16 protein-coding genes and 3 tRNA genes are annotated in these 15,603 nt (G+C 71.4%); 11 read left to right on the top strand and 8 right to left on the bottom strand.

Annotation, left to right across the window (positions count from 1 at the left end; translation table 11 throughout):
• The first annotated feature begins 47 nt into the window (after positions 1 to 47).
• Positions 48 to 302 (top strand): DUF3073 domain-containing protein, encoded by a 255-nt coding sequence (locus HYQ63_RS23185; protein WP_123100176.1) that lies wholly within the window; start codon positions 48 to 50, stop codon positions 300 to 302.
• Positions 303 to 433: 131 nt separating this feature from the next.
• Here HYQ63_RS23185 and purM read toward each other — a convergent pair whose 3' ends face one another.
• Both purM and purF read right to left on the bottom strand, forming a co-directional pair.
• Positions 434 to 1,504, bottom strand: coding sequence for a phosphoribosylformylglycinamidine cyclo-ligase (gene purM, locus HYQ63_RS23180; protein ID WP_179935691.1), 1,071 nt, complete (start codon positions 1,502 to 1,504; stop codon positions 434 to 436).
• Positions 1,505 to 1,557: 53 nt separating this feature from the next.
• Positions 1,558 to 3,117, bottom strand: coding sequence for an amidophosphoribosyltransferase (purF, locus tag HYQ63_RS23175; protein WP_179935690.1), 1,560 nt, complete (start codon positions 3,115 to 3,117; stop codon positions 1,558 to 1,560).
• Positions 3,118 to 3,646: 529 nt separating this feature from the next.
• Here purF and HYQ63_RS23170 point away from each other — a divergent pair.
• On the top strand, positions 3,647 to 5,119 hold the full coding sequence (locus HYQ63_RS23170; RefSeq protein WP_179935689.1) for a sulfatase: 1,473 nt from the start codon (positions 3,647 to 3,649) through the stop codon (positions 5,117 to 5,119).
• Positions 5,120 to 5,126: 7 nt separating this feature from the next.
• Here HYQ63_RS23170 and HYQ63_RS23165 read toward each other — a convergent pair whose 3' ends face one another.
• Positions 5,127 to 5,690, bottom strand: a complete 564-nt coding sequence (locus tag HYQ63_RS23165; protein ID WP_179935688.1) for a sterol carrier family protein — start codon at positions 5,688 to 5,690, stop codon at positions 5,127 to 5,129.
• 93 nt (positions 5,691 to 5,783) lie between these two features.
• On the opposite strand from HYQ63_RS23165, the gene HYQ63_RS23160 reads away from it, so the two are divergent.
• Complete coding sequence (locus HYQ63_RS23160) at positions 5,784 to 6,182, top strand: nuclear transport factor 2 family protein (RefSeq protein WP_179935687.1); 399 nt, start codon at positions 5,784 to 5,786, stop codon at positions 6,180 to 6,182.
• Positions 6,183 to 6,237: 55 nt separating this feature from the next.
• Here the strand turns inward: HYQ63_RS23160 and purL are convergent, their stop codons facing one another.
• Genes purL through purS form a run of 3 tightly spaced genes read right to left on the bottom strand, consistent with a single transcriptional unit; the run spans position 6,238 to position 9,439 of the window.
• Positions 6,238 to 8,487, bottom strand: coding sequence for a phosphoribosylformylglycinamidine synthase subunit PurL (gene purL, locus HYQ63_RS23155; protein ID WP_179935686.1), 2,250 nt, complete (start codon positions 8,485 to 8,487; stop codon positions 6,238 to 6,240).
• On the bottom strand, positions 8,484 to 9,164 hold the full coding sequence (purQ, locus tag HYQ63_RS23150; RefSeq protein ID WP_179935685.1) for a phosphoribosylformylglycinamidine synthase subunit PurQ: 681 nt from the start codon (positions 9,162 to 9,164) through the stop codon (positions 8,484 to 8,486). Before purQ ends, purL begins: the two co-directional genes overlap by 4 nt.
• The gene (gene purS, locus HYQ63_RS23145) at positions 9,161 to 9,439 is read right to left on the bottom strand and encodes a phosphoribosylformylglycinamidine synthase subunit PurS (protein WP_039938212.1); all 279 of its coding nucleotides are present in this window, start codon (positions 9,437 to 9,439) and stop codon (positions 9,161 to 9,163) included. Before purS ends, purQ begins: the two co-directional genes overlap by 4 nt.
• 316 nt (positions 9,440 to 9,755) lie before the next feature.
• Here purS and HYQ63_RS23140 point away from each other — a divergent pair, with 316 nt between their 5' ends.
• The 8 genes from HYQ63_RS23140 to HYQ63_RS23105 all read left to right on the top strand — a co-directional run bounded on the left by HYQ63_RS23140 (position 9,756) and on the right by HYQ63_RS23105 (position 14,405).
• Complete coding sequence (locus tag HYQ63_RS23140; protein WP_179935684.1) at positions 9,756 to 10,073, top strand: Lsr2 family protein; 318 nt, start codon at positions 9,756 to 9,758, stop codon at positions 10,071 to 10,073.
• Positions 10,074 to 10,188: 115 nt separating this feature from the next.
• Positions 10,189 to 10,260 (top strand) — tRNA-Gly (locus HYQ63_RS23135).
• 78 nt (positions 10,261 to 10,338) lie between these two features.
• Positions 10,339 to 10,414, top strand: a tRNA-Gly gene (locus tag HYQ63_RS23130).
• Positions 10,415 to 10,574: 160 nt separating this feature from the next.
• Positions 10,575 to 11,531 carry an ABC transporter ATP-binding protein gene (locus HYQ63_RS23125; RefSeq protein ID WP_179935683.1) on the top strand — a complete coding sequence of 319 codons (957 nt, stop codon included), beginning with the start codon at positions 10,575 to 10,577 and terminating at the stop codon, positions 11,529 to 11,531.
• Positions 11,528 to 12,316, top strand: coding sequence for an ABC transporter permease (locus tag HYQ63_RS23120; RefSeq protein WP_179935682.1), 789 nt, complete (start codon positions 11,528 to 11,530; stop codon positions 12,314 to 12,316). Before HYQ63_RS23125 ends, HYQ63_RS23120 begins: the two co-directional genes overlap by 4 nt.
• A 24-nt stretch (positions 12,317 to 12,340) precedes the next feature.
• Complete coding sequence (locus HYQ63_RS23115; RefSeq protein ID WP_179935681.1) at positions 12,341 to 13,600, top strand: sensor histidine kinase; 1,260 nt, start codon at positions 12,341 to 12,343, stop codon at positions 13,598 to 13,600.
• The gene (locus HYQ63_RS23110; RefSeq protein WP_257232025.1) at positions 13,597 to 14,217 is read left to right on the top strand and encodes a response regulator transcription factor; all 621 of its coding nucleotides are present in this window, start codon (positions 13,597 to 13,599) and stop codon (positions 14,215 to 14,217) included. Before HYQ63_RS23115 ends, HYQ63_RS23110 begins: the two co-directional genes overlap by 4 nt.
• Before the next feature lie 112 nt (positions 14,218 to 14,329).
• Positions 14,330 to 14,405, top strand: a tRNA-Gly gene (locus HYQ63_RS23105).
• A 47-nt stretch (positions 14,406 to 14,452) separates the two neighbouring features.
• On the opposite strand, the gene HYQ63_RS23100 is transcribed toward HYQ63_RS23105, so the two are convergent.
• Both HYQ63_RS23100 and HYQ63_RS23095 read right to left on the bottom strand, forming a co-directional pair.
• Positions 14,453 to 15,370, bottom strand: coding sequence for a phosphoribosylaminoimidazolesuccinocarboxamide synthase (locus HYQ63_RS23100; protein WP_179935680.1), 918 nt, complete (start codon positions 15,368 to 15,370; stop codon positions 14,453 to 14,455).
• Between the two features lie 47 nt (positions 15,371 to 15,417).
• Complete coding sequence (locus tag HYQ63_RS23095; protein WP_179931902.1) at positions 15,418 to 15,564, bottom strand: hypothetical protein; 147 nt, start codon at positions 15,562 to 15,564, stop codon at positions 15,418 to 15,420.
• Positions 15,565 to 15,603: the final 39 nt, after the last annotated feature.

Here is a 15,603-nt window from a genome sequence, read left to right as displayed (position 1 = left end):
GTCAAGACTCTGGGGCCGTCGAGCCCCGTCGTTGAGGGGGTCGAGCCATGGGGCGCGGCCGGGCCAAGGCCAAGCAGACGAAGGTCGCCCGCCAGCTGAAGTACAACAGCGGTGGGACGGACCTCTCACGCCTGGCCGAGGAGCTGGGCGCATCGACATCGAGCCAGCCGCCGAATGGCGAGCCGTTCGAGGACGATGAGCTGGACGATGACCCGTACGCACAGTACGCGGATCTGTACAACGACGATGACGACGAGGACGACGACCGGTCCGATCCGTCCGCGCAGCGTCGCCGCGCCTGAAGGTGCATCCCCGCATCCGCGGGGTTGATCCACACCCTTTCAAGGCGCTCGGCAATTGCCGCACCTCCGCCGGTCCGGGGCACCCGCCTCGGGCCGGCTTCTGTGCTGTCCGCGCGCAGGGCGCGGCCGGCTCAGCTCGCGTAGTCACCGGTCAGCGTCACCGCTTCCGTGTCACCGGCCGTACGGTCGGTGATCTCACCGCTGACCCAGGCGTCCACCCCGCGGTCCGCCAGGGTCGCGAGCGCGGCGTCCACCGATGCGCCCGGCACGACGCCCATCATGCCGACGCCCATGTTGAGGGTCTTCTCCAGCTCCGGGCGCTCGACCGAGCCGAGCTTCCCCACCAGGTCGAAGATCGCGCCGGGGGTCCAGGCCGAGCGGTCCACCACCGCCCGCAGGCCGTCCGGGATGACCCGGGCCAGGTTGTTGGCGAGGCCGCCACCGGTGATGTGCGAGAAGGCGTGCACCTCGGTCGTCCGGGTGAGGGCCAGGCAGTCCAGCGAGTAGATCCGGGTCGGCTCCAGCAGCTCCTCCCCCAGCGTCCGGCCCAGCTCCGGCACCTCGCGGTCCAGCGCCCAGCCGGCGCGGTCGAAGAGCACATGGCGGACGAGTGAGTACCCGTTCGAGTGAAGTCCGGACGAGGCCATGGCGATCACCGCGTCCCCCGTACGGATGCGATCCGCGCCCAGCACCTGGTCCGCCTCGACCACGCCCGTACCGGCCCCGGCGACGTCGAAGTCGTCGGCGCCCAACAGCCCCGGGTGCTCGGCGGTCTCGCCGCCCACCAGCGCGCAGCCCGCGAGGGAGCAGCCCTCGGCGATGCCCTTGACGAGGGCGGCGACCCGCTCCGGGTGGACCTTGCCGACGCAGATGTAGTCGGTCATGAACAGCGGCTCGGCGCCGCACACCACCAGGTCGTCCACGACCATGCCGACCAGGTCGTGGCCCACCGTGTCGTACACGCCCATCCGCCGGGCGATGTCCACCTTGGTGCCCACGCCGTCGGTCGCGGACGCCAGCAGCGGGCGCCGGTAGCGGGCGAGCGCGGAGGCGTCGAAGAGGCCCGCGAAGCCGCCGAGGCCGCCCACGACCTCGGGCCGGGAGGCCTTCTTGACCCACTCCTTCATCAGCTCGACGGCGCGGTCGCCCGCCTCGATGTCGACGCCCGCGGCGGCGTAGCTGGCACCAGTGGACTCAGACATGACCTTGAGTTCTTCCGTTTCGGGTAGCGCGTACGAGGGCCGGGTGCCCGGGCCTACGGGCGGCGGAGCGCGTCCGCGCCGCCGACACCGGCGGTCAGCGTCCGCACGCCGTCGGCGTCGGCACTGCTCGGGGCCTGCGTCTCCGACTCCAGCAGATGCTTGCCCAGCAGCTCCGGGTCCGGCAGGTCCATCGGGTACTCGCCGTCGAAGCAGGCGCGGCACAGATTCGGCTTGGCGATCGTGGTCGCCTCGATCATGCCGTCGATGGAGATGTACGCCAGGGAGTCGGCGCCCAGCGACTTGCCGATCTCCTCGGTCGACAGCCCGTTGGCGATCAGCTCGGCGCGGGTCGCGAAGTCGATGCCGAAGAAGCAGGGCCACTTGATGGGCGGGCTGCTGATCCGGATGTGGACCTCGAGCGCACCGGCCTCGCGGAGCATCCGCACCAGGGCGCGCTGGGTGTTGCCGCGGACGATCGAGTCGTCCACGACCACCAGCCGCTTGCCCCGGATGACCTCCTTGAGGGGGTTCAGCTTGAGCCGGATGCCGAGCTGCCGGATGGTCTGCGAGGGCTGGATGAAGGTCCGGCCGACGTAACTGTTCTTGACCAGCCCGGAGCCGTACGGGATCCCGCTCGCCTCGGCGTACCCGACCGCGGCCGGGGTGCCGGACTCCGGTGTCGCTATGACGAGGTCGGCGTCGGCCGGGGACTCCTTCGCCAGCCGGCGGCCCATCTCGACGCGGGAGAGGTAGACGTTGCGGCCCGCGATGTCGGTGTCGGGGCGCGCCAGGTACACGTACTCGAAGACGCAGCCCTTGGGCCGGGCGGGGGCGAACGTCGTGGAACGCAGGCCGTTCTCGTCGATCGCGACCATCTCGCCGGGCTCGATCTCCCGGATGAAGGACGCGCCCACGATGTCGAGGGCCGCCGTCTCCGACGCCACCACCCAGCCGCGCTCCAGGCGGCCGAGCACCAGCGGGCGGATGCCCTGGGGGTCCCGGGCGGCATACAGCGTGTGCTCGTCCATGAAGCAGAGGCTGAAAGCGCCCTTGACTTTCGGCAGCACGATCGGAGCGGCCTGCTCGACGGTCAGCGCCTTGCCGTCCTCGTCGACCTGCCCCGCGAGGAGGGCGGTGACCAGGTCGGTGTCGTTGGTGGCCGCGACCTGGGTGGCGCGGCCCTTGTCTCTGGGAAGGGCCTCGACCAGCTCCGCCAGCTCGGCGGTGTTGACCAGATTCCCGTTGTGACCCAGCGCGATCGAGCCGTGGGCGGTCGCCCGGAACGTCGGCTGCGCGTTCTCCCACACCGAGGCCCCGGTGGTGGAGTAGCGGGCATGACCGACCGCAATGTGGCCCAGCAGGGAGCCGAGGGAGGTCTCGTCGAAGACTTGTGAGACCAGGCCCATGTCCTTGAAGACGAGGATCTGGGAGCCGTTGCTCACTGCGATGCCCGCGGACTCCTGACCGCGGTGCTGCAGCGCGTACAGCCCGAAATAGGTGAGTTTGGCGACCTCTTCGCCCGGCGCCCAGACTCCGAAGACGCCGCAAGCGTCCTGGGGGCCCTTCTCACCGGGGAGCAGGTCGTGGCTGAGTCGTCCGTCACCACGTGGCACGGCATCGAGTCTAGGCCAGTTCAGCGGTGCGTCCGAACGAGGGACCCGATGGGGGGCGTATGTCACACCTCGCGACGCCCGTTCCCGGCCGTCCGCGACCCCGCTCCGATCCGCCTCCGAACCGCCTCTCACCTGGGTCCGGCGCGCGTCCGGCCGGTGGACGGCCATTGACGGACATCCGTGGCTGGGGCAAGGATCACACCTCATGCAGCCCTCGCAGCAGCCCCACCGTGTGCGCCCCGCGTTCGTCGCGCGCCGCCATGTGGATTTCGGCCGCGTCGCGAGCGCTCTGTGTCGCCACAGCGCGTAATCACGGCGTGAGCGGCAGCGCCGCGCGTTCACCGCGCGGCCGCCGCTCAGTGTGATCCCCCGGCCTGCCGCTCCCGGCCGCCGCGGGTCCCCGCCGCCCGCTCCTCCGCGCCACCGCGCGGCGACGCTTCGTTGATGCCCCGCCGTGCCACGGCGCGCCCCCGTTCCGATCGCGCGCCCCCTTGGCGCGCCCCCTCCCGTCCCGACCTTCGGAGGACCCATGTCCGCGCACCCCTCGTCCGAGCCCGCGCCCCAGGACGGCGCTCCGCCCCGGATATCCCGGCGGACCCTCGGCGGGCTGGCCGCCGCCGGGGCGGCCGCCTCCGCCGTGGGGCTGTCCCCCGGTACGGCCGCCGCCGAAGAGGGCACCGCTGCGGAGGCCGCCGCGGCGGAGCGGCCGTTCCGCGCCATCCCCGGACGGCGCTCGCCCCGGCCGAACATCCTGTTCATCCTCGGCGACGACCTCGGCTGGGCGGACCTGTCCTCGTACGGTTCGCCGGACATCAAGACCCCGCACCTGGACCGGCTCGCCGCCCGGGGCGTCCGCTTCACCGATGCCTACGCGGGCTCCTCCACCTGCTCGCCCACCCGCTTCAGCCTGTACACGGGCCGCTATCCGGGCCGTACGAAGGGCGGGCTCGCCGAGCCGATCCCCGGCGGCTCCACGGAGGGGCTGCCGCCGAGCCATCCGACGCTCGCCTCGCTGCTGCGCGGCGCCGGGTACGCGACCGCCCTGATCGGCAAGTGGCACTGCGGCTATCTGCCCGACTACAGCCCGACCCGGTCCGGCTGGGACGAGTTCTTCGGGAACTTCGGCGGGGCCCTGGAGTACTACTCCAAGCTGGGGCTCACCGGCGAGTACGACCTGTACGAGGGCGAGGTCGCCCACAAGGACCTGCGCTACTACACCCGCGTCATCACCGATCGGGCCGTCGACTACGTGGGCCGCCGCGCCGAGGACGACAAGCCGTGGCTGCTGAACCTGAACTTCACCACCCCCCACTGGCCCTGGCTCGCGGACGGCGACGAGGAGGAGAGCGCACGGCTCACCGCCCGTATCAAGGCGGGCGAGCAGGGCGTGCTCAACCACCTCGACGGCGGCTCCCTCGCCACGTACAAGGAGATGGTCGAGGACCTGGACCGGTCGGTCGGCGAGGTGCTCGCCGCGCTGCGCCGGTCCGGCCAGGAGCGGGACACGCTGGTCTTCTTCGCCAGCGACAACGGCGGTGAGCGCTGGTCCTACCAGTGGCCGCTGACCGGAGCGAAGTTCTCGCTGCACGAGGGCGGTATCCGGGTGCCGACCATCGTGCGCTGGCCCGCCCGCCTCGCCCCCGGCCAGGTCAGCCACGAGCCGGTCTTCACCCCCGACTGGACGGCCACCCTGCTGGAGCTGGGCGGCGCCCGCCCGGACCCCGCCCATCCGCTCGACGGCACGAGCCTCGCGCCGTACCTGCTGCACGGCGAGCGGCTGCCCGAGCGCGATCTGTTCTGGCGGGTGCGCGGCGAGCGGGCGCTGCGGCGCGGTGACTGGAAGTACTACCGCGGGCAGGACGGCAAGGACCAGCTCTTCAACATCCCGGCCGACCCGCGCGAGCAGGCCGACCGGGCGGGCGCGCAGAAGGAGCTGGTGGCGCGGCTGCGGACCGCCTGGGAGAAGGTCGACGCGGCCCTCCTGCCGTACCCGGAGGGCTGAGCGCTCGCTAGGGGGTGACGGGGAGGTGCGCGGAGAGGTCGGCGCGCTCGCCGCTCGCCGTCACCTCACCGGCCTCCAGCGCCTCGGACCAGCCGATCCGGCCGGTGGCCAGCCGGACCCAGGTCAGCGGGTCCGTCTCGACGACGTTCGGCGGCGTGCCGCGGGTGTGCCGCGGCCCCTCCACGCACTGGACGACGGCGAAGGGCGGGATGCGCAGCTCGACCGACCCGCCGGGCGCCTTCGCCGCGAGACCGTCGGCCAGCGCCCGGACGGCGGTGGCCAGCGCCTGACGGTCGTACGGCACGGCCAGGCCCGTGGCCGCCGCCAGGTCGTCGCTGTGGACGACCAGCTCGACGCAGCAGGTGACCAGGACGTCGTCCTCGTCGGCCGCGGTCGGCAGCTGCGCGATCAGCTCGCGGACCGACCGGCCGCCGACCCGGGTGGGCGCCCCGAGCTGCTCCTCGTCCAGCCCTCGCGCCGCCTCCTGGACGTGCCGCAGCTGCGCGGCCACGGCGGCGCGGGTCTTGGCGGGGTCGTAACGACGGGCGCGGGCGCGGGCACGGGGCGGCATGGTGCCGAGCCTATCGACAGGCCGACGGGGCGGGCGGAGGATGGAAGACAGGGGATAAAGAGTTATCTATTGGTACGAAAGGTGTGAACGACCATGGGCGAGCACCCCGATGCCGCCGTGGTGCGCCGCGCATGCACCGCGTTCCAGCAGGGCGACCTGGACACCCTCTCCACGCTGCTGACGGCGGACGTCGTCCAGCACGTGCCCGGTGACAACATGCTCTCCGGACACCACAAGGGCCGGGACGCGTGTATGCAGCTGTACCGCACCGAATACGAGGAGACCGGCGGCTCGCTGCGGGTCGAGCTGGAGTCGGTCATGCCCGACGGGCGCGGGCATGTGATCTCCGGCCACCGCTGCCGCGCCGAGCGCGGCAACCGCACGCTGGACATGAAGACCGGGCTGTTCTTCACCATCGTCGGCGGGAAGATCACCGACATCGACGAGTGCGTCGAGGACATCGACGCCGCCGACGCCTTCTGGGGAAAGTGATCCCGGAACACGCGCGTGGCCCCGCCCCTGGGGGCGGGGCCACGCGACACGGCGCTCAGGCCAGCAGGCCCGGGATGGTCGCCTCGTAGGACTCCCGCAGCTCCGCCAGCGGGATCGAGAACTGACCCTGGACGTCGATCGACTCGCCGTCCACGACACCGATCCGGGTCGCCGGAAGCCCGCGCGCCCCGCACATGTCGTTGAAGCGGATCTCCTCGCTGCGCGGGACGGACACGACGGCCCGGCCGGCGGACTCGGAGAACAGCAGCACGAAGGGGTCCGTGCCGTCGGGGACGACGATCCGGGCGCCCTTGCCGCCGCGCAGGCACGACTCGGTCACGGCCTGGATCAGGCCGCCGTCGGACAGGTCGTGGGCCGCGTCGACCATGCCGTCGCGGGAGGCCGAGATCAGGATCTCGGCGAGCAGCCGCTCGCGCTCCAGGTCCACCTTGGGCGGCAGCCCGCCGAGGTGGTCGTGGACGACCTGCGACCAGGCCGAGCCGCCCAGCTCCTCGGCGGTGTCGCCGAGCAGGTACAGCAGCTGGCCCTCCTCGGCGAACGCCATCGGCGTGCGCCGCGCGACGTCGTCGATCACGCCGAGGACGGCGACGACCGGCGTCGGGTGGATGGCGGTCTCCCCGGTCTGGTTGTAGAGGGAGACATTGCCGCCGGTGACCGGGGTGCCCAGGGTCTGGCAGCCGTCCGCCAGGCCGCGGGTGGCCTCCGCGAACTGCCACATGACCGCGGGGTCCTCCGGCGAGCCGAAGTTGAGGCAATTGGAGATCGCGAGCGGCTTGGCGCCGGACGCGGCGACGTTGCGGTACGACTCGGCGAGGGCGAGCTGCGCGCCCGCGTACGGGTCGAGCTTGGCGTAGCGGCCGTTGCCGTCGGTGGCGACGGCGACGCCGAGCCCGGTCTCCTCGTCGACCCGCACCATGCCGGAGTCCTCGGGCTGGGCGAGGACCGTGTTGCCCTGCACGAAGCGGTCGTACTGGTCGGTGACCCAGGACTTGGACGCCTGGTTCGGGGCGGAGATCACGCGCAGCACCTGCTCGCGCAGCTCGTCCGCGGTGGCCGGGCGGGGCAGCTTGCCCGCGTCGTCGGCCTGGAGGGTGTCCTGCCAGTCGGGGCGGGCGTAGGGGCGCTCGTACACCGGGCCCTCATGGGCGACGGTGCGCGGCGGCACGTCCACGATCTGCTCGCCGTGCCAGAAGATCTCCAGCCGCTCGCCGTCGGTGACCTCACCGATCACGGTGGCGATGACGTCCCACTTCTCGCAGATCTCCAGGAAGCGGTCGGCCTTCTCCGGCGTCACGATCGCGCACATGCGCTCCTGCGACTCGCTCATCAGGATCTCCTCGGGGGAGAGCGAGGAGTCGCGCAGCGGCACGGTGTCGAGTTCGACGCGCATGCCGCCGGAGCCCGCGCTGGCCAGCTCGCTGGTGGCGCAGGACAGACCGGCGCCGCCGAGGTCCTGGATGCCCTCGACCAGGTCTTCCTTGAAGATCTCCAGGGTGCACTCGATGAGCAGCTTCTCCTGGAACGGGTCGCCGACCTGGACGGCGGGGCGCTTGGTGGGCTTACTGTCGTCGAAGGTCTCGGAGGCGAGCACGGAGACGCCGCCGATGCCGTCGCCGCCGGTGCGGGCGCCGTAGAGGATGACCTTGTTGCCCGCGCCGGACGCCTTGGCCAGGTGGATGTCCTCGTGCTTCATGACGCCCACGCACAGGGCGTTGACCAGCGGGTTCCCCTGGTAGCAGGGGTCGAAGACGACCTCGCCGCCGATGTTGGGCAGGCCCAGGCAGTTGCCGTAGCCGCCGATGCCCGCGACAACACCGGGCAGCACCCGCTTGGTGTCGGGGTGGTCGGCGGCGCCGAAGCGCAGCGGGTCCATGACGGCGACCGGGCGGGCGCCCATCGCGAGGATGTCGCGGACGATGCCGCCGACGCCGGTGGCCGCGCCCTGGTAGGGCTCGACGTACGAGGGGTGGTTGTGCGACTCGACCTTGAAGGTGACCGCGTACCCCTGGCCGACGTCGACCACGCCCGCGTTCTCGCCTATGCCGACGAGCAGGGCGTCGGTCTCCGGGGCCTTCTCGCCGAACTGCCGCAGATGGACCTTGCTCGACTTGTACGAGCAGTGCTCGGACCACATGACGGAGTACATGGCCAGCTCGGCGCCGGTGGGCCGGCGGCCCAGGATGGCGCGGATGCGCTCGTACTCGTCCTGCTTCAGCCCGAGCTCGGCCCAGGGCTGCGCGGTGTCCGGGGTCTGGGCGGCGTGCTTGGTGGTGTCCAGGGTCATGCGCTGACCAGCCTCTTGAGGATCGAGGTGAAGAAGCCGAGCCCATCGGTGCGACCGGTGCCGATCAGCGGCTCGACGGCGTGCTCGGGGTGCGGCATGAGGCCGACGACATTGCCCTCCGCATTGGAGATCCCGGCGATGTCGCGCAGGGAGCCGTTGGGGTTCAGCTCCCGGTAACGGAAGACGACGCGTCCCTCGGCCTCGAGTTCATCGAGGACGCGCTCGTCGGCGACATAGCGGCCGTCGATGTTCTTCAGCGGGATGTCGATCTCCTGGCCCTGCTCATACGAGCGGGTCCAGGCCGTCTCCGCGTTTTCCACTCGCAACTTCTGGTCGCGGCAGATGAAGTGCAGATGGTTGTTGCGCAGCATCGCACCGGGGAGCAGATGGGTCTCGGTGAGAACCTGGAACCCATTGCAGATGCCAAGCACCGGCATACCCGCCTTCGCCTGGGCGATGACGGTCTCCATTACCGGGGAGAAGCGGGAGATCGCTCCGGCTCGCAGATAGTCGCCGTAGGAGAAGCCGCCCGGCAGGATCACCGCGTCGACCTGCTTGAGGTCCTTGTCGCGGTGCCACAGCGGTACGGCTTCGAGACCGGCGGTACGGACCGCGCGCTGGGTGTCGCGGTCGTCGAGGGTTCCGGGGAAAGTGACGACTCCGACGCGTGCGGTCACGACTCCGCCTTTGCGGCGGCGTCGGCCTCGGCGGCCTCGACCTTCACATCGAAGTCCTCGATCACGGTGTTCGCGAGGAAGGTTTCGGCGATCTCATGGATACGGGCGAGGGCGGCGTCGTCGACCGGGCCCTCCACTTCGAGTTCAAAGCGCTTGCCCTGACGGACGTCGGCGATGCCCTCGAAACCAAGACGGGGCAGTGCGCGCTGCACCGCCTGGCCCTGGGGGTCGAGGATCTCCGGCTTGAGCATGACGTCGACTACGACGCGTGCCACTGGCACTCCCGATGGTGTGGTGCTGGTGCGTAAGGCGGTGGCCCAAGCCTACCCCGAGCAAAAATCTACGCGAGTAGATATCCCTCTTCGAGGTCACGCTCACCCATCATCCACGACTCATCCGCGACAACTACCAGGGAAAGATCCAGCAAAAACGCATCGTCCGGATTGTGATGTGACACGCTGACGGAATTACCGGGGCTTCACAATGCAATGCTGGTCGCTGTACAAATGAAAAAGCATTGTTCGCTAACAACTGGACAGCTGACATCTTTGCACGTCAACGCAACGATGCAGCCCGAAAGGACCGATATCCGTGGCACAGCGCGTAGTAGTCACGCTCTCCGACGACCTCGACGGAGGGGAAGCCGAGGAGACGGTCACGTTCGGTCTGGACGGCAAGTCGTACGAGATCGACCTCACCGCCTCCAACGCATCGAAACTTCGCGACGCCCTCGCCCCGTATGTCGAGGCGGGCCGCAAGCGGGCCCGCTCCGGCAAGACCTACCGCCGCACCTCCGTGGCCCCGGACCCGGCCGCGGTGCGCGCCTGGGCGCGGTCGCACGGCATGGAGGTGCCGCCGCGCGGGCGCATCCCCAAGAAGGTCTACGAGGCGTTCAACGAGTCGCGCTGAACCGCTCGTTCAGGCGGCGTTCAGCCGAGTTGCACAACACCCCGGGTGGTCCGCTAGAGTCTGGAGCACGCCGAGGGGCGAGGCCGAAAGGCCAAAACCCCGAGGAACACACCATGCGGGTGTAGCTCAGTAGTAGAGCGCCCCCTTTCCAAGGGGGAGGCGCAGTGTGCGATCCCTGTCACCCGCTCTCATCACTCATCGTTCACCTTCGGGAGATCGGGTAGAGTGGTGCTCGCGCCGATCGGTGAAAGCCGGTCGGAGGCATGCGGACGTGGCTCAGTTGGTAGAGCATCACCTTGCCAAGGTGAGGGTCGCGAGTTCGAATCTCGTCGTCCGCTCCACAGGAACCTGGGGCGCCGGTCAATCGACTGGCGCCCCAGGTCTTTTTGTTGACCGCCGCGTTACCCACGTCACCCCGCCCGCCGCCCCGATGACATTTGTCATCGGGGCTCATGACAGCGCGCACTACAAGGCTCCCCCGGGCGGCGAAAGCCTGGAGCCATGGATGTGAAAGAGAGCGCGATCGCGGTCGACGGGCTGCGGCGGAGATACGGGCCGAGCGGGAGCCGGGGGTTCGACGCGGTACGGGGCATCTCGTTCTCGGTGGCGCGCGGTGAGCTGTTCGCCCTGCTGGGCACGAACGGCGCGGGCAAGACCTCCACCGTCGAACTGCTGGAGGGGCTCGCCGCCCCGACCGGCGGCGCGGTGCGGGTCCTCGGCCACGACCCGTACCGGGAGCGGGGGAAGGTGCGGCCGCGGATCGGGATGATGCTCCAGGAAGGCGGCCTCCCGCCCGAGCTGACCGTCGCCGAGACCGCGCGGATGTGGGCGGGGTGCACCAGCGGCGCCATGCCCGTCCGGGAGAGCCTGGGCCTGGTGGGGCTGGCCGGCCGGGCGGACGTACGGGTCAAGATGCTCTCCGGCGGCGAGCGGCGCCGACTGGACCTGGCGCTGGCCCTGCTCGGCCGCCCCGAGGTGCTCTTCCTCGACGAGCCGACGACCGGTCTGGACGCGGAGGGCCGACGGGACACCTGGGAACTGGTGCGGACGCTGCGCGACCAGGGCACCACGGTGCTGCTGACCACCCACTACCTGGAGGAGGCCGAGGCGCTGGCCGACCGGCTCGCGATCATGCACGCGGGGCGGATCGCCACCTCCGGCCGGGTCGCGGACATCGTGGCCGAACGTCCCTCGCACCTCGCCTTCACCCTGCCCGACGGCGTCTCCACCGACGACCTGCCCCCGCCCGCCGCACTGGGCGCCCTCGAACGGGACTCGGTGGGCCAGGCCGTACGGCTGCGCACCCGCGACCTCCAGCACACCGCGACCGAGGTGCTGCTGTGGGCGCGGGAGCGGCGGATCGGGCTCGGCGGGCTCGACGCCCGGTCGGCCTCGCTGGAGGAGGCGTTCCTGCACATCGCGAGCACCGTCGACACGGCACAGGGGGAGACACCGTGAGCACGACGACCACCACGGCACCGACGGCCGCACGGGGGCGGGTGTTCGCGCTGGCCCGCGGCGAACTGACCCTGCTGGCCCGCAACAAGGCCGCGCTGACGTACGCGCTGGTGCTGCCCGGCATGCTCACGTACAGCATGAAGACGGCGGTCGAGGGCGTCGATCTGAAGGGCACCGGGCTGGACCTGGGCACCCTGCTGCTGCCCGGTTCGATCGGCATGGCCCTGGTGCTGGCCGTCTACATGAACCTCGTCGGCGTCTATGTGATCCGCCGTGAGGACTTGGTCCTCAAGCGGCTGCGCGCCGGGGAGCTGACCGATCCGGAGATCCTGTCCGGGGCCGCGCTCCCCGCCGTCCTGCTCGGACTCGCGCAATGCGTGCTGCTGGTGGGCTCGGTGAGCGTCGCGCTCGACGTGTCCGCGCCGAAGGCCCCGTATCTGGCCGTCGTCGGGTTCGCGGTCGGCGTGGTGCAGATGATGATGCTGGCCGCCGCGACCGCCGCGTTCACCAAGACCTCGGAGTCCGCGCAGCTGACCCCGGTGCCGATGATGATGATCTCGATGGTGGGCTCCGGTCTGTTCGTGCCGCTCGACGTGATGCCGGACCAGGTCGCCTCGGTGTGCGAGCTGTTGCCGCTGACCCCGGTGGTCGACCTCGTACGGGCCGGCTGGACCGGGGACATGAGCGCGGTCGACGCCCTGGGCACCCTCGCGACGGCGCTGGCCTGGACGGTGCTGGCAGGGTGGGCCGTGCGAAAGCGGTTCCCCTGGGAACCGCGGCGCTGACCGAACGAGGGGGGGTACGGGGTCGTGATACGGCGATGGCGCGGGGCGGCGCGGCTGATGCGGGTGGAACTGTTCACCCGGTGGTCACTGTACGTGGTGCCGTGGTTCGTGACCGTCTCCGTGGTCGGCGAGCTGGCCGCGGGGCTGCGGAACGCGCCACCCGCGCTGGTGTGGTCGCTGGTCGGGCTGGCCGTTGCTCAGAACGTGGTCGCCGTCCCGCTGTTGCGGCGGGGGCTCGACCACTATCTGCGCGAACGCCCGATGGGCCGTCGGCTGCCCGCGCTCGCCGCCGCGCTGACGGTGGCGGGGCTGGCCGCCGGGGTGGTGCTCCAGGCGACCGGCGGGCCGTACGGCGCGGGGACGGCCATCCGGACCGCCGTGCTCAACGTGGGGCCGTTCGCCATGGTGTACGCGCTGCTGCTGCCGGTCCGTACCTTCTTCGCCGTGCACACGGGGCTCGCGGCGGTACTGGCCCTGGCGGAGGCAGCCGTCCACCCGGGAGCCGCCGCCTCGGTGGGGACGTTCATCGGAGTCCTCTGCACCAGTGCGCTGTGCCTGTTCTCGACCCGCTGCTCGGGATGGATGCTCCAGGTGATGTACGAAGTGGACGCCAGCCGGGAGGTGCAGGCGCGGCTGGCGGTCGCGGAGGAACGGCTGCGGTTCGGCCGCGATCTGCACGATGTGATGGGACGGAACCTGGCGGTGATCGCCCTCAAGAGCGAGCTGGCGGTGCAACTGGCCCGGCGGGAGCGGCCCGAGGCCGTGACGCAGATGGTGGAGGTGCAGCGGATCGCGCACGAGACCCAGATGGAGGTCCGGGGCGTGGTGCGCGGCTACCGGGAAGCGGATCTCCAGGTGGAGCTGGCCGGGGCGCGCTCGGTGCTGCGCGCCGCCCGGGTCGACTGCCGCGTCGACTTCCCGGCCGAGGCCGACGGCGGGCCGCCGCTGCCCGAGGCGGTGCGGTCCGCGCTGGGGTGGGTGGTCCGGGAGGGGACGACGAACGTGCTGCGGCACGCGGACGCCGGACGGTGTGCCGTCCGCGTCCGGGTACAGGCGGGGACGGCGGTGCTGGAGATGGAGAACGACGGGGTGCCCACGGAACTCCGGACCGGAACGGGGGCCGGTACCGGGGACGGAGCCGGGACCGGACCAGGCGACGGCAGCGGGCTCAAGGGGCTGCGGGAAAGGCTCGCGGCGCTCGGCGGCACGCTGGAGTCCGGTCCCGGCGACGGCGTAGGGACGTACCGGCTGCGGGCCGAACTCCCACTGGAGGGCACCGCGTGAACGACGGCGGGGTGATCCGGGTGCTGCTCGCCGACGACGAGCATCTGATCCGCGGTGCGCTCGCCGCACTGCTGTCCCTGGAGGACGATCTGCTGGTGGTCGCCGAGGCCGCCTCCGGCCCGGAGGCGCTGGCGATGGCGCGGGCGCACCGGCCCGATGTGGCGGTGCTCGACCTCCAGATGCCGGGCACGGACGGGGTCGGGGTCGCGGCGGCGCTGCGGTCCGAGCTGCCGGACTGCCGCACCATGATCGTGACCAGCCACGGCAAGCCGGGCCACCTCAAGCGGGCGCTGGAGGCGGGGGCGCGGGGGTTCGTACCGAAGACCGCCTCGGCGCAGCAGCTCGCCGAGATCATCCGGGCGGTGCACGGCGGCAGCCGGTACGTGGACCCCGACCTGGCCGCGGACGCGATCAGCGCGGGCGACTCCCCGCTCACCGCGCGCGAGACGGAGCTGCTGGACCTGGCGGCGGACGGGGCGTCCGTCGCGGAGATCGCCCGGCGGGCGGCGCTGTCCCCGGGGACGGTACGGAACTATCTGTCCGCGGCGGCGGCGAAGCTGCACGCCGAGAACCGCCACGCGGCGGTGCGCAGGGCGCGCGAGCGGGGCTGGCTGTAGCGGCGTGGGGCACGTGTGGGGCAGCTTGTGGGGGTTTGTTCCCGGCGGTGGTGGCGACGGCCGGAGGTTTGGTTATAGTGGAGGCGCGCCGACGGGAAACCGAGCGGTGCAGGCGGACGTAGCTCAGTTGGTAGAGCGCAACCTTGCCAAGGTTGAGGTCGCGAGTTCGAGCCTCGTCGTCCGCTCCAGATCAAGGGCCCCGGTCGATGCGACCGGGGCCCTTGGCGTATGCCGCCTACCAGCTGATGCCGGTCAGCCGCTCGTACGCCTCCACGTACTTCGCCCGCGTCTGCTCCACGACCTCCGCCGGGAGCGGCGGCGGGGGCTGCTCGCCGTGGCGGTCCCAGCCGGAGGCCGGGGAGGTCAGCCAGTCGCGCACGAACTGCTTGTCGAAGGACGGCTGGGCGCGGCCCGGCTGCCAGGTGTCGGCGGGCCAGAAGCGGGACGAGTCGGGGGTCAGCACCTCGTCGGCGAGGACCAGCTCGGCGCCCTCGGTGTCCGCGGTCGCCGCCGCGTAGCCGAACTCGAACTTGGTGTCGGCGAGGATGATGCCCCGCTCCCGGGCGATGTCGCGGGCCCTGGCGTACACCGCGAGGGTGGTCTGGCGCAGGTTGGCGGCGGGCTCGGCGCCGATCCGGCGGGCGACCTCCTCGTACGACACGTTCTCGTCGTGCTCGCCGACCTCGGCCTTGGTCGCCGGGGTGAAGATCGGGGTGGGCAGCTCGGAGCCGTCGGTCAGCCCCTCGGGCAGGGCGAGACCGCAGACCGTGCGGCTGCGCTCGTACTCGGCGAGGCCCGAGCCGGTGAGGTAGCCGCGGGCCACGGCCTCGACCGGGATCATCCGCAGCGAGCGGCACACCAGGGTGCGGCCCTGCCAGTCGGCCGGGGCGCCGGGGGGCAGCTCGGTGGACAGCACGTGGTGCGGGACCAGGTCGGCGAGCAGGTCGAACCACCACAGGGAGAGCTGGGTGAGGACCCGGCCCTTGTCGGGGATCTCGGTGGGCAGCACCCAGTCGTACGCGGACATCCGGTCGCTGGCGACCATGACGAGATCGCCCTGTTCGGTCCGGTAGAGGTCGCGCACCTTGCCGGTGTGCAGGTGCTCAAGGCCCGGAACCTCGACCGGTTCGGGCTTTTCGACGAATCCGGACACGCTTCCTCCTGGTGGTTCTGTCCAAGCCACCACGATTCTGCCCCACGTCATCCCCGCTTGCAGATGCGGTCCAGGAGGTTCGCCGTGGCCCGCTGCACCCGCTCGTCCCTATGCCCCGGCCGGTCCAGCGCCGGAGACCAGGCGAAGGTGCCGGAGGCGAACACCAGGGCGCCACCCATCCGCCTGCGGCGCACACCCGAACCACCACCAGCACCGACCCGCCCGAGCCGGAC

This window comes from Streptomyces sp. Rer75 (assembly GCF_013414305.1).
In the GTDB taxonomy this organism is placed as follows: domain Bacteria; phylum Actinomycetota; class Actinomycetes; order Streptomycetales; family Streptomycetaceae; genus Streptomyces; species Streptomyces himastatinicus.
The sequence above is the reverse complement of the archived record's forward strand: the minus strand, read 5'-3'. Positions and strand labels throughout refer to the sequence as shown.